Origin of the sequence: Fusicatenibacter saccharivorans (assembly GCF_015557635.1) — a bacterium.
Classification (GTDB): Bacteria; Bacillota; Clostridia; order Lachnospirales; family Lachnospiraceae; genus Fusicatenibacter; species Fusicatenibacter saccharivorans.
The window spans coordinates 14,777-28,532 of the sequence record NZ_JADNOP010000005.1; the positions used below are offsets into that span (position 1 = coordinate 14,777).

Sequence of the window (13,756 nt, forward strand, 5' to 3'; positions counted from 1 at the left end):
ACCTCCTTACTTTAGGTTCTTTTTCTTAAAGGAACGACTTCCTATAAGAGATGTTGAAAAAATTACAAACGCAGAGCACAATGGAAGAAAAATCAGGTGTTCCACCCCTTCTTCGCAAAGAATTACACCTTGTCCTCCAGGTGTCAGACAGATAAGAAATTCCAGCAGGATACGAAATGTTCCACCGATGAATTTGATATTTTGGGGATGCCATCGCACAGTTGGGTCTGTATCACTCCACATCCATCCATCCAATAACTCTGGTTCTGCAAAACGATCATAAAGGAGCATCCCGATTATGACCATTGCAGCTACAGCTCCCAGACAAAGAAGTGTCGCTGAGTTTTTGTTCTCCGCCAGACTTGCCAACAGACAACATACGCTGGAGAGTGCAACGACCATCAAAAGGCTTGAAAAAATATAAAATGCCATCTCTCCCAAAGAGAGGTTCAGGCTTGCCGTACCCAGTAGCGGAATACCCAGCATCCCATTAACTATCAACCAGATTAGTGCAGTACTCAGTCCAGCACATATGGTCAGGAGAAGATTGGAAAAATAAACTTCTTCACGAGTGTGTCCGCAGATTAGTTTATTGCGCAGAGTTCCATATTCATAGTCTGTTCCCCACAAATATGCGGCAAATACGGCGATAAATGGTCCCATCAGGGGTGAATATCCAAAAAAACGGGCGACCAGCTTATAGATGTATGCATTAGTCAAATTCGTCTGGAAGTAACCGTTGAGGATGATGAATGCGGAAAGCAATACAGCAATCACTAATTCTATTCGAATCATTTTTTTATTCTCTGTACGGTAAAAGGCTGCTCGAAAAAGTTTACGCATTATTATCACCTCCAACCAGAGAGATGTAATAACTCTCCAAACTTTCATCTTTTTCCTGCATAGACAGCACTTCGCAGTTTTCCTTTGCCAGTACAACGGTCAGCTGTGTCACATTGATCTTTGCGAACACATCGGCTGTTGTTGCGGAGATAATTTTATATTCCAGATTCATGGAATCCAGCACACGAGCCAGAGTAGAAGTATCGGTCACTTCCATGCGGACACACTTGCGGCAAACTGTGTCCAGTTCTTCTGCACTCAGTTCCTTCACCATGCGACCATTATCAATGATACCGTAATGAGTAGCCAGACGGGAAAGTTCATCCAGAATGTGACTGGAAATAAGAACTGTAATCTGTTTTTCTCGGTTCAACTTCAAAATCAGTTCTCGCATTTCCACAATACCCTGAGGGTCGAGACCATTTACAGGCTCATCAAGAACAAGAAAGTCGGGATCACCGGCTAATGCGATAGCGATGCCCAGACGCTGCTTCATACCGAGGGAGAAGTTCTTCGCTTTTTTCTCTCCCGTGTTGTCGAGACCTACCAGCTTCAACAATTCCTGAATACAATCAAATGATGGCAGACCAAGAATGAGATACTGGTGCTTCAGATTTTCCTCCGCAGTCATATCCATGTAGATGGACGGTGTTTCCACCACAGCACCCATGCGACGGCGGGATTTGATAATATCCTTGCTGTCATTGCGGATGCCGTACAGAGAAAAGCTACCGGAAGTCGGTTCCTGCAATCCGCAGATCAAGCGGATCAGGGTTGTCTTACCAGCGCCGTTCTTTCCCACAAAGCCATAGATGGAACCTTTGGGAACATTCATAGTAAGACCATTCAATGCCTGAAAGTTTTTATACTTTTTTGTCAGGCTGTTTGTTTGCAAAATATAGTTCATATTGTATTACCTCCTTTGCTGACCTAAGTTTACAAAACAAAAGTCAAGAAAGTGGTCAAGAAAAACGTCAAGATTTGGTCAAGATTTTTTGTTCTGCCAATTTGAAACCAATTCCCCAGACTGTTTCGATATAGTCTACACCGCTGACATCCTGCATCTTTTTACGAAGATTGCTGATGTGCTGCTTCAAAGAACGCTCGGTGCAGTCGGGTGTGTCCAGACTGATTCTGTCAAGCAGGACACTCTTTGAAATTACCTGTTTGGGATTTTCCATCAGCAGTTTTAAGATGGCATACTCCGTTCGGGTCAGCTTCACAGGCTGCTCCTGTACTGTCAGAGAAAGGGAAACCATATCCAAAACCAAATCGCCAACGGAAAGAGATTTGGTTTCGCCATGTTGTTCTGCCTTGCGGAGCTGAACAGTGATACGGGCAAGAAGCTCCTTTGTATCAAAAGGCTTGGTCATGTAATCTGCCGCACCGCCCAGCAGAAGATTTACCTTGTCTTGCACATCTACTTTTGCGCTGAGAACGATAACAGGAATGTTCTCAATGTGGGGCAGAACTTCCTCGCCAGACAATCCCGGCAACATCAGATCCAGCAGCACCAAATCGGGCTTGTTTTGTGAAAGAAGATATAACGCTTCTGTGCCGGAGTATGCACGAAGAACAGAATAGCCCTCTTGCACCAGCACTTCTCTCAGCATATCTCCAATATGAATATCATCATCTATGATTGCGATTGTTTTCATTCTCGTTCCTCGTCAATTTCCTTTTATAGTTCAAACGCTACTATCGTTTCCTTTGGCAACTTCTCGTTTTCGCAGTTTAGAAGGTAGGCTATTGCCTTGTTCGCAAAGCGGTTTGTTTTCATTGTATCCCAATCGGCAAGTCGGACTATTTCTGATGTGCCGTTCTCAAAATCAAATGAAATCTGGCCCCATTCGCCGTCGCAGTCTGCTTGGTATTCGTAGATTGCGGTGGCGATTTTCTTTTTTCGTTTGGTCTTGGATTTCTGTTTCAAGCGGACAGCATGGATTGCGCCCTCGGCAACCAACAATTCTGTCAGTTTGTCCACTGCTCTGCGATAGGCTCGCTCCGCACCGCTGGCAGTGCTGCCCTCAAACATTACAGCCAGTTCCTCAAAGGTGGGACGGCCTTTCCATGAGCCGACATGCCCGCAGGTCATGCAGATTGCCAGCCGCTTTTCAAGCAAGGTCTGTTCCCGGTAGTTCAGCTTATCAAAAGCTCGCTGCACCTTTTCTGCCTGTATGCCGTTCCAGAGGATGTCGGAGTAGTTCCAAGTATCATCAAGAGCAACATCTTCGCCCGTTTCCTCGCCGTCCTCATCTGTCACATAGAATGGTTGCTGATTGCGGATACCTCGAACAACTCTCAGATATTCTTCCGCAAGGGCAAAGTCACAGTTATACTTTTTGGAAAACTCGCTGACCGCATCCTTGGTGTTATGGTACAGCCAAGCCATTGACCGCACCATTTTATAATTGGTCAGAGAGGATACCGACCATTTTTCTTCGCCCATGCGGAAGCGGAGCATAGCATCCCGGATGAACGGGAAAATGTATGTAGCATACTCCGCACCCTTGGCAGGATCATAGTCCATCAGCTTTTGGAGCATTTGTTCCCTGCAGGAGAGCTTTATATCTATAAAACGGTCTGTATCGTACAGATCGCCGCCATCCACACCCCAAAAGCCTTTGATGCGCTTATTGAGCTGTGGCTCATAATGGTGGAGGAAGAACGAGAAATATATCAAATTCTTTTCCCGCAAGGCAGACAGGATATATTCATTCAGACTGCCCACCGCTGGCGGCTCCGGTTCCAGTTGGAAGATGCGCTCTGCCATATAGGGAATGATACCATCACCGTGCGGATTGACAGCGTATTTTGGTATGTATCCGGTCATATTCCATGTAAAATCACTTAGCATAGCGCACCTCCTTTCAACGTCCAATTTCAAATTTATTTCTTTTTCTTACTCGCAAAAATTGCAATTATACAGAAAACCAAGAAAAACAAAAATCCTATTTTCATTGACTGTTCCTCCTAACAAATTCAAATGCACTTTTGGGCTTCTTTCTTCAAAGCAACCTGTTCCATTTCTTTCTCATAAGTTCCCTTGGCATAAGCGACATTACTTTTTGCCCGGAGCATCTTATCTTTCGCCAGTTTCTTCATAACCTCTGCTAAATCCTCATCCAGTTTGCCACGCTTGATATAGCGGTTTATGGTATTCAGCCGCTTTTCGTATATCTGGATAACAGGATGATCGTCTGCAAGCTCCCGTTGTTCTCTGCCTTTCAGATTGCCGATCTGTCGGCAGGTGCGGTGTAGCTTGTCCCCCGGCGCATAGCCGCCGCAGTATTTGGTGTGCCTTGCGTTGGTTGTCAGAAACCATTTGCCGCAAATTTTACATTTCTTCGGTGCATGACCGACACACAAGCCCTCAAAGAGATCAGACCGGAACATCCCCACAAAGGATACATAATGGATTCGCTTGACGAGCTTTGCAACTTTTTCGCCGGGACGGATGACCGATACATACTGAACGGAATTGTTCAGGGTAGACATCCAGGCATTGCCCTCCGTGATAGAGAACTCCGGCGGGAAATAGCTGCCGAACATTCTGGCGAAGCCCTCTGCGGTACGGTCTGCTTCATTTCCGTCTGATTTTTCCGCAAAATCAAGCATTGCGGTTTGGTATTCCCCAAGGGAGTATGCCAGATGCCCGAATACAGCAGTATATCGTTGGAGCATCATTGCATCGGCATAGTTCGGGATTTCTTCAAACTGCAAGGAATTAGTTGCGGCTTTTATGGCAAACTCCATATATTTCAGCGCATTGTCCGCAGTAAAGACTTTTTCAATCCGTTCTCTATGTTTTGGAATATTCATATTGGAGAACGGCGGCGTTTCGCTGAGAATATCCACCATTGTCAGCACAGCTTCCTTTGCCATAGGAAAGAGTGCGGAAGCATCCTGTCCGGCGTTTAACATTCCAAGCAGTAGATTGATTTTCTCGCATTGCTCGTTCATTCTTGCGAGGGTATCCGCAGGAACATTCAGCGCATCACAGGCAAGAGTACCGATAGGAAATATTTTGCCCTCATATATGACCGTATCCTGCCAAAAATCCAATGTCATCAGTTCTTGATTCATGCTTGCCCTCCTGTCCTGTTTTTTCACTTTTCTAATTATACCATGCAAATGTGAAGAAATCTACATCATCAGATAAGTTGTCCTGTTTTTTGAAATGAGGTTGTCCTGCTTTTAGCCTGCTTTTTTTCAAATCCGTCATAACCATAGTAGAAAGGGCGAAGCACCTGCCAATCACGGCGGGTGCTTCGTGCTTTCCAGACTATTATGAACGGAGGTTTTTCTATGACAATCTATGAAAACATCAAGGCGGCGATCAGCGTGAAGCAAGCTGCCGAGCACTATGGGCTGAAAGTCAACCGCAGCGGTATGACTTGCTGCCCATTCCACAATGACCGGCATCCGAGCTTGAAGCTGAATGAAGATTATTTCTTCTGCTTCGGTTGCGGAGCCAAGGGAGACGTGATCGACCTTGTGGCAAAGCTGTTCAATCTGAGTAACCATGAAGCAGTGCAAAAGCTGGCTGCGGACTTTGGGCTTGACCCGAAACCGCCCACTGCCGCAGCTATGGTCAAGCCAAAGCGTCCCTATATCCGTCAGTTCCGGGAGGATGAAATGCTGTGTTTCCGGGTGCTGACGGATTATCTGCATCTGTTGGAGGATTGGAAAGTGCGCTATGCACCAAAGACACCGGACGAGCCTTATGATGACCGTTTTGTGGAAGCCTGCCAGATGCACTGCCATATCGAATATATGGCAGATGTGCTGACCGTGGGCGAATTGGAACAGCGTGTAGCTGTTGTGGACAAACTGATGAAGGACGGGTATATCGACTTTCTGAAAGAGTACACTGCACGAAAGAAAAAGGAGGTGGCACACCATGGCGAAGAACCGGAAAACGCCTGATATGAATTTGCCTGTCTGGTTTGATGGGCAGAATATCAATGAAGCTCTGTTTTGTGAAGAATTTCTGCAAGAGAGCAGAATCATCTTTGCAAACAGGGCTTTCTTTACGCCCAATGGACGGGTAACGGATGATATTGTCCTGCGGGGCGAGGTCTACGAAAAGCTGAAAAGCTACACCATCAGCAGCGTACCGCAGAAGATCAAAAACATCATGGAATTGCTGAAACTGGAAGCCATGGTTGAGGATCTTCCTCCCCAGCCTGACCGCATCCATGTTGCCAACGGAACGCTCATGCTGGATGGAAGATTTATCGAGGGGAAAAAGGAAATCGTACAGAGCCGCTTGCCTGTTTCCTACAATCCAAACGCTGCTGCACCTGCTCTGTGGCTGAACTTTTTGGACGGTTTGCTCTATGAAGAAGATATTCCCACCTTGCAGGAGTTTATCGGCTACTGCCTGATTCCCTCCAACAAGGGGCAGCGCATGATGGTGATTAAGGGCAACGGCGGCGAGGGCAAATCTCAAATCGGTGCAGTGCTGTCCACCATATTCGGCACGAATATGAAAGACGGCAGTATCGGTAAAATTTCCGAAAACCGCTTCGCCCGTGCCGATCTGGAACACATCCTGCTGTGCGTGGATGATGATATGCGGATGGAAGCTCTGCGCCAGACCAACTATGTAAAATCCATTGTAACCGCACAGGGCAAGATGGATTTGGAACGCAAAGGTAAACAGAGCTATCAGGGCTGGATGTTCGCCCGGTTGATGGCATTCAGCAATGGCGATCTGCAAGCCCTGTATGACCGTAGCGATGGTTTTTACCGTAGACAGCTTGTGCTGACTACCAAGGAAAAGCCCGTGGACAGAGCCGACGATCCCGATCTTGCAGAGAAGATGAAAGCCGAAGCCGAGGGGATTTTCCTCTGGGCATTTGAAGGCTTGCAGCGGCTTGTTGCCAACAACTTTAAGTTTACGGAGAGCGACCGCATCCGTGAAAACCGGGAAGCGGTCAAGCGTGACAATAACAACATTTTTGACTTCATGGATTCCGAGGGATATATCCGGCGCAAGGCGGATGCGTCCATCAGTTCCAAGGACTTTTACGCTATCTATCGCCTGTGGTGTGAGGAAAACTCCCTTGCCCCTCTGAAATCCCGCAGCTTCAGCGATGCCATGGTTGCCAATGCAAAGAAATTTAATTTGGAGCATTGCAACAACATCACCAACTCAGCCGGACGGCGGGTATGGGGATTTATGGGTGTGGAAGCTGTGGCACGACCTAATATAAACGGGTTTTACGACGTTTCGCCATGTACGTACGTACCGGAGGAATGGCAGGACTGATTCCTGTCTTTCGTTTTCTGTATGTATGTACACAGCGTTTTACCTGTTTTCCTTTTTTATAGGAATAATCAGCTGTCAGAACTGACCTGTTTTCGGGCATTGAAAATCAATGGTAATGGAAACAGCAAAGTTCTTGACCGCAGGACGAAACCATTTCACCAAATCGTGCTTCTCCAAACCATGCACCCAGTTTACGAAACAATGGGTGTTTTCACTGTTTCAGACAAAATCCCACGGAACAGCAAAGTGGGATATATGCCTGTATGGACAGAGTATCGCACTCACAAAATGAAAGCGATTTTGGAGAAAGCAGATTTTTCACTGTTCGGTGCATCTGCTCCGCTTTGGGGAGTAGCCTTTGCACCGAATTGTAAATCAAAAATATGGAGGAATTTACAATATGAATGTACGCAACGAAATCAAGGCACAGATCATCCGTGCCGGAATGACTATGCAGGAAGTAGTTGACCTGCTCTCGGACGAGTACGGTTGGAGCGACAGCGTTTCCAACCTGTCCGCAAAATTACAGCGGGAAAGCATCCGATACAAGGAAGTATTGGAGCTTGCCGATGTGCTGGGATACGACATCGTATGGCAGCAAAGACGGGAGAAGTGATGCCCCGGCAACATCCCCTCGTAGTTCCCGTCCCCATAGGCACACCGCAGTGCTGTCTATGGATGGCAGTGAAAGATACGCTTTTCGCTGCCGCCGTCTGCAAAGAGAAGTTCACCGGAACAGCTTCATGCAGACGGGCTGACCATGGGAAAAGTTGCAGACATTTTCGCATTGGTCAGCAGAGGTTGCCGCAGCAACCGCACTCCCCCTCGGGAGAGCCCTCGGAGAGCCCACGGCACTTTGCAGCCAGTATGGATGAAAGTGTTATAGTGGGTTATTACACTTTGAAAAAGTGCCTCTCCGCAGCTCCCCGCTGTCTGCAAATTTTAAGGAAAGGACAAAAAATCTATGGCAAGAAATGATGGAATAGACCGCACCGTAGCCCGGAATCAGGACTTACCGACACCGGACGATGTGGCAAAAATACAGGAACACAATGAGCGAGAAAAGGACAGTTACAGCAATCAAGACATTGTGCCGGAACGCACTCCGCTGAATGTTCACTTCAAGACTCCCACCGATGATTATGTGAAAATGTTTGAGCAAATGGAACAGGATGGCGTGATCTCCACCAGAGGTCTGAAACCGGATGCCATCAAATACGGCGAGTTGGTTTTTGATGTGAACTCCGCTTATTTCTACAACCACGGCGGCTATGAATTTGCAAAACAGTTTTATGCTGATGCCTATAAAGCCGCCGTGGAGATCGTAGGCGGTGAGCAGTATATCCTCTCTGCTGTGATGCACGCCGATGAGCACAACCGGGCAATGTCCGAAGCTCTTGGCGAGGATGTGTACCACTATCACCTCCATGTGGTTTATATTCCGGTAGTGGAAAAGCAGATCCTTTGGTCGAAGCGATGTAAGGATGAAGCTCTCCGGGGAACGGTAAAGGAAACGATCACACAAGTCAGCCGAAGTAAGAAATGGGACTCCAAACCGGTGCTTGACGAGGACGGAAATCCCAAGCTCAATGAAAAAGGAAAAAAGATTTTAAGGTCATCCTACAGCGTGTTGCAGGATGACTTTTTTAATTTCATGCGTGCTGCCGGATATACCGATGTGGAGCGTGGAGAGCGTGGCAGCACCGAGGAACATCTGACGGTGACACAGTTTAAGGTGCAGGCGGAACAGCAGCGTTTGGAAGCTGTGACAGGACAGGTGGCACAGGCAGAACAGAGTTTGGAGGATGCTAAAGCTGCTACGGAAAAGCAGAAAAAGAAACTGGAAGCTCTGCAAAAGGAAACCAAGGCAGCAAAGGCCATTGCACTTACGGTGCAGGATATTGAAGCGATGGGCAAGAAAGCCACGTTCGGAAACAATATCACGCTGACACCGGATGAATGCGACACGTTGAAACGCTATGCCACCAACGGCATTCTCTTTCATGCAGAGAATGAGCGATTGAAAGGGAAACTGGAATCTGCTCAAAAGTCTGCATCCATTTGGAAGCAGCGATGTGAAGAAGCGAATAAAAAATATCAAGAGTTGAAGCAAAAAGCCCAGCCTTTCCTGGATGCACTGGAAATTGCATCCGAAAAGGTTCGGGCTTTTATCAATTCCATCCTCGCCAGAGGAAAGGAAACACAGGAACACAAAGCACCTGCCCGTAAGCGTGGACAGGACATGGAAATTTGATGGAGGTAACTGCCTATTGAAGAAATATTATGAGGATGCAAAATATAATGCGGCATTTGTCCGCTGTGTGGATGTTATGAGCCAGATGCTCAAGAAATATGGACATCAGGTTTTGGATAAATTGGAACAGGATGCCCCTCAGAAAGTGGAGCATTCCAAGGAAAGTAATCAAGCACAGCCTTTGACGAATAAGGCTGCGTAAAAATTTACAATTTACACGTTGCGTATTCACTGCGGCTATGCTATAATGATTACGCAACGTGTATTTTTGTTTTTTATGGAGAAAAGACAGATGGATTGTAAGAACAGAATTATCAAGTTGCGGGAAAGCACAGGACTGAACCGGAAAGATTTTTGCAAGCTCGTCCATATCCCTTACCGGACTATGACCGAGTGGGAATTGGACAACCGCCATGCACCGGATTATGTGCTGTGGCTTTTGGAGTATTATATCCGCAACGAGGGACTTATGGTAAAGGAAATGAATGAGGGAGGTGGAGATTCTGAAAAAGAAACAACTTAAATGCTATATTTATACAAGAGTGTCCACCTCTATGCAGGTTGACGGGTACAGCTTGGATGCCCAGCGTGACAAGCTGAGGAAGTATGCGGCATACGAAGATATGGTTATTGCCGGGGAGTATTCTGACGAGGGATTTTCCGGAAAGAATATCCAAGGGCGGCAGGACTTCCAACGGATGCTGAATGACATCCAGGACTGCAAGGACGGCGTTTCCTATGTGCTGGTCTTTAAGCTGTCCCGATTCGGCAGAAATGCGGCGGATGTTCTGAACTCTTTGCAGCTCATGCAGGATTTCGGTGTCAATCTGATCTGCGTGGAGGATGGCATCGACAGTTCAAAGGATGCCGGAAAGCTGATGATTTCCGTGCTGTCTGCGGTGGCAGAAATAGAGCGAGAGAATATCCGCACCCAGACAATGGCAGGACGTGAGCAAAAGGCTCGTGAGGGCAAGTGGAACGGTGGTTTCGCTCCTTATGGCTACAAACTGGAAAACGGAGATTTGGTCATTGCGGAGGATGAAGTGGAAGTAATCCGTGTCATTTATGACCGCTACATTCACACCAACGAGGGCGTTGCCGGGGTTGCTAAATATCTGAACCGCAACGGCTTTATCAAGAAACTGCGGCAGAACAATACCATTCCCGGATTTTCAAGGAACTTCGTGCAGGATGTATTGGACAATCCCGTTTACATGGGAAAGATCGCCTATGGCAGACGCAGGACGGAAAAGAAGCAAGGCACAAGAAATGAGATGCACGTAGTTGAGCAGTCGGAGTTCCCGATTTATGAGGGACAGCACGAAGCCATCATTTCGGAAGAAGATTGGTATCTGGCACAGGAAAAGCGTAAGATCAATTCCTTTAAGCGGGAAAAGGTCAACAATCCAGATCATGCACACATCCTGTCCGGCATTCTGAAATGCCCATGCTGCGGAAAGAGTATGTACGGCAATATCGCCAGGGCTCACAGCAAGGACAAGAAAACGAGGTATTATTACTACTGCAAAAACACGGTAACACCTACCGGACATGAGTGCAGCTTCCGACTGAATATCGAGCAGACGGAGATCAACAAGTTTGTGGCTAAGATTATATCCGCTATGGTCAACAATCCCCGGTTTGTAGAAGCGATTCAGGCGAAAATCGGCTCGGCTGTTGATACAGAGGATATGGAAAAGCAGATCGCCGTCCTGCAAGGACAGTTGAAGCAAGCCTTTGGAACGAAAAGCCGCTTGGAGCGTCAGATGGACACCTTGGACATCAACGATGCCCACTATGACAGAAAGATTTTGGACTTGCAGCGCCGCTATGATGAGCAGTATGATACAATAGAGGATATCGAAGTTCAGATTGGCGAATTGCAAGGTCAAATCCGCAGCATTCAGCAGGAGAAAATCTCCGGTAACAATATCTATCGGCTCTTACTGGCATTTGATGAAGTCTACCATTCCGCAACAGAAGCGGAACAGAAAGAGTTTATGAAAGCCTTTATCGAGCGAATTGAGATGTTCCCGGAGAAAAGGAAAGACGGAAGCTGGATAAGAAAGATTGTGTTCAACTTCCCTGTGCCTGTTGATGGCGAGGAAGTGAAAGAACTTCCCTTGGAAACTGAAACAACTGTCGAGACGGTTGTTCTTTTGTCCCAACTGAAACAAAAGCCGGATGTATCTCACAGGTAAAGAGAAAATGCGGAATTGAGGTTGGAAAGAATTTGCGCGTTGCAACGAGGAGAATGGACTGCTTGCAGGGCAATTCGACGACTGCCGCGACAGACTTGGAACTTGTTCCAAGTCCTAATTTACCTAAAAATGAAGATAGCAGGCAACCGCAGTGTCCAGAAGATAAAGAGAGTGCAATTGTGGAGGCATTGAAGCATTTTAAGATGAATAGTTAATAAAGAGAGGTGCAGATGCTATGCCAGGTATACTCGTGGTTGAAGATGATGAAAATTTAAATCGTGGAATTACATTCTCACTGAAAAAATCCGGATATGAGGTTTTTTCAGCAGAATCAGTGAAAAAAGCGAAAAGAATTGCAAGTGATCATAATGTGGATGTTACCATTTGTGATGTGAATCTTCCGGATGGGAATGGACTGGAATTTGTAAGGTGGATGAGATGCAATTATAATACATACATTATTTGTCTTACAGCACTAGATCAGGAGATGGATCAGGTCATGGGATATGAAGCAGGGGCAGATGATTATATTACAAAGCCGTTTAGTCTTTCGGTACTTCTTTTGAAAATAGAAGCGCATTTCCGCCGCAGACAAGAGAAAACGGAAGCCGGAAAGATGATTTCGGGAGATATCGTATTTATCGCAGGAGAAATGAAAGTCCTGATAAAGGGTTGTGAAATCGGTCTGACAAAAACGGAGTTGAAAATGCTGACTTTTTTTCTTCAGAATCCGAAACAGATTCTTTCAAAAACACAAATATTGGAAAATGTGTTTGATCTGGAAGGGGATTTTGTGGATGAAAATACAATCGCTGTCAATATCAGAAGACTCCGTGAGAAAATCGAAGACAATCCGGCTGCACCGGTCTATATAAAGAATATCAGAGGTCTTGGGTATATATGGAATCAGGAGGTAAGGCAGTGACAAAGAGATATCGCAAGAAGATTACAGTAGTGCTCTCCTTGGGATTACCTGTCATATTATTGTTTGCAATATTAAATTGCTTTACCACGTATGTGTTTTATGAAGATTATAAATATAAAATGAATCTTATGACAGAGATTGCTGCAAAGGAAGAATTTTCCGGGCTGGATGCTGTTTCGGAGTTGCTTAAGGATAAGGATATTGAAACTAACGAACAGGGAAGGCGATTATTGGAGCAATATGGATACTGGGGGAATAAAGGGAATGCATTTTATTCGCAATTCCGGCATCAGGTTATGGTGACCGGTGTTGTAAGCACTGTGATATGCGTGCTTCTTTTGACTTTTTTACTTTATTGGAAGAAAAAAGAAGATGCGTGTCATCAGAAAATTTTAGACCAGTTGGAAGAAATTCTGATCAGATTCCGTGAAAATAAATTTGATGATTTACTGAAAACGGAAAATCATGCAGAACTGGAAAAATTGAATGACCAGCTTGAAGCAATCGGACATCATATTCAGTTGATAAAGGAAGAAGCAAGGGCAGAAAAGGAGAACACGAAAGAAATGGTTTCTGATATTTCTCATCAGTTAAAGACACCGGTTGCAGCTTTGGATACATGTTTTAGTGTGCTGATGCAGAATGACTTAAGTGCCACAGAACAGGAGGAGTTTCGTATCCGTTGTCGGAGTGCTCTGGATGGACTGGAGACATTATTGCAGTCGCTTCTTGAAATATCCAAGATGGAAACTGGACTGATTCAGATTAATAAGAAAAAACTTCCGCTTATGGATACTGTCATATCTGCTGTGAACCGCACTTATCCTAAAGCGGATGAGAAAGAAATTGAATTCGTTTTTGACTATGAAAAAGAGCTGGAAACATGCACGATTATGCAGGATAAAAGGTGGCTTGGTGAAGCTGTGATCAACGTTCTGGATAATGCAGTCAAGTACAGTCCGTGTGGTTCAAAAATATTTATCCGGTTACAAAAAAGAAACGATCTTGTAAGAATGGAAATTGAGGATCAGGGAATTGGTATTCCGCAGAATGAGTATCACAAAATTTTTCAACGATTTTACAGAGGAAGTTCCAGGGAGGTCATGGAAAAGAGTGGTACAGGAATCGGACTTTTTCTATCGAGAGAAATTATCGAAAAACACGCAGGTACGATTACGGTAACCTCCGGCAAAAAGAAAAAAGGAAGCACGTTTGTGATTCAATTACCATATGTTGGTTAAATTTTAAGTGAGCAG

14 protein-coding genes are annotated in these 13,756 nt (G+C 45.7%); 9 read left to right on the plus strand and 5 right to left on the minus strand.

Annotated features, from left to right (window positions below):
* Nucleotides 1-6: 6 nt before the first annotated feature.
* From I2G42_RS05475 to I2G42_RS05495, 5 genes are all read right to left on the minus strand, one after another.
* Nucleotides 7-843, minus strand: a complete 837-nt coding sequence (locus tag I2G42_RS05475) for an ABC-2 transporter permease (protein ID WP_158557451.1) — start codon at nt 841-843, stop codon at nt 7-9.
* Nucleotides 836-1,750: an ABC transporter ATP-binding protein gene (locus I2G42_RS05480; RefSeq protein ID WP_055303617.1), complete on the minus strand. Its 915-nt coding sequence runs from the start codon at nt 1,748-1,750 to the stop codon at nt 836-838. Before I2G42_RS05480 ends, I2G42_RS05475 begins: the two co-directional genes overlap by 8 nt.
* A 67-nt stretch (nt 1,751-1,817) precedes the next feature.
* Nucleotides 1,818-2,501 (minus strand): response regulator transcription factor, encoded by a 684-nt coding sequence (locus I2G42_RS05485; RefSeq protein ID WP_055303618.1) that lies wholly within the window; start codon nt 2,499-2,501, stop codon nt 1,818-1,820.
* Between the two features lie 23 nt (nt 2,502-2,524).
* A complete protein-coding gene (locus I2G42_RS05490) occupies nt 2,525-3,700 on the minus strand; it encodes a sigma-70 family RNA polymerase sigma factor (RefSeq protein WP_117767771.1) in 1,176 nt (391 codons plus the stop codon).
* 125 nt (nt 3,701-3,825) lie between these two features.
* Nucleotides 3,826-4,929, minus strand: coding sequence for a DUF6076 domain-containing protein (locus I2G42_RS05495; protein ID WP_055303620.1), 1,104 nt, complete (start codon nt 4,927-4,929; stop codon nt 3,826-3,828).
* Between the two features lie 222 nt (nt 4,930-5,151).
* Here I2G42_RS05495 and I2G42_RS05500 point away from each other — a divergent pair, with 222 nt between their 5' ends.
* From I2G42_RS05500 to I2G42_RS05540, 9 genes are all read left to right on the plus strand, one after another.
* Nucleotides 5,152-5,772: a CHC2 zinc finger domain-containing protein gene (locus tag I2G42_RS05500; protein WP_117767770.1), complete on the plus strand. Its 621-nt coding sequence runs from the start codon at nt 5,152-5,154 to the stop codon at nt 5,770-5,772.
* Nucleotides 5,747-7,120 carry a DNA primase family protein gene (locus I2G42_RS05505; RefSeq protein WP_070100996.1) on the plus strand — a complete coding sequence of 458 codons (1,374 nt, stop codon included), beginning with the start codon at nt 5,747-5,749 and terminating at the stop codon, nt 7,118-7,120. Before I2G42_RS05500 ends, I2G42_RS05505 begins: the two co-directional genes overlap by 26 nt.
* Nucleotides 7,121-7,520: 400 nt before the next feature.
* On the plus strand, nt 7,521-7,736 hold the full coding sequence (locus tag I2G42_RS05510; protein ID WP_031473406.1) for a hypothetical protein: 216 nt from the start codon (nt 7,521-7,523) through the stop codon (nt 7,734-7,736).
* A gap of 348 nt (nt 7,737-8,084) precedes the next feature.
* Nucleotides 8,085-9,374 carry a plasmid recombination protein gene (locus I2G42_RS05515; RefSeq protein ID WP_055303623.1) on the plus strand — a complete coding sequence of 430 codons (1,290 nt, stop codon included), beginning with the start codon at nt 8,085-8,087 and terminating at the stop codon, nt 9,372-9,374.
* A gap of 16 nt (nt 9,375-9,390) precedes the next feature.
* Nucleotides 9,391-9,576 carry a hypothetical protein gene (locus tag I2G42_RS05520; RefSeq protein ID WP_195530826.1) on the plus strand — a complete coding sequence of 62 codons (186 nt, stop codon included), beginning with the start codon at nt 9,391-9,393 and terminating at the stop codon, nt 9,574-9,576.
* Nucleotides 9,577-9,666: 90 nt separating this feature from the next.
* On the plus strand, nt 9,667-9,897 hold the full coding sequence (locus tag I2G42_RS05525; protein WP_055303625.1) for a helix-turn-helix domain-containing protein: 231 nt from the start codon (nt 9,667-9,669) through the stop codon (nt 9,895-9,897).
* A complete protein-coding gene (locus tag I2G42_RS05530; protein ID WP_276511270.1) occupies nt 9,878-11,575 on the plus strand; it encodes a recombinase family protein in 1,698 nt (565 codons plus the stop codon). The genes I2G42_RS05525 and I2G42_RS05530 overlap by 20 nt, the downstream gene beginning before the upstream one ends.
* A gap of 235 nt (nt 11,576-11,810) precedes the next feature.
* Complete coding sequence (locus I2G42_RS05535; RefSeq protein ID WP_055227094.1) at nt 11,811-12,500, plus strand: response regulator transcription factor; 690 nt, start codon at nt 11,811-11,813, stop codon at nt 12,498-12,500.
* Entirely contained in the window at nt 12,476-13,741 is a 1,266-nt protein-coding gene (locus I2G42_RS05540; RefSeq protein ID WP_055227092.1) for a sensor histidine kinase, read from the plus strand. Before I2G42_RS05535 ends, I2G42_RS05540 begins: the two co-directional genes overlap by 25 nt.
* Nucleotides 13,742-13,756: the final 15 nt, after the last annotated feature.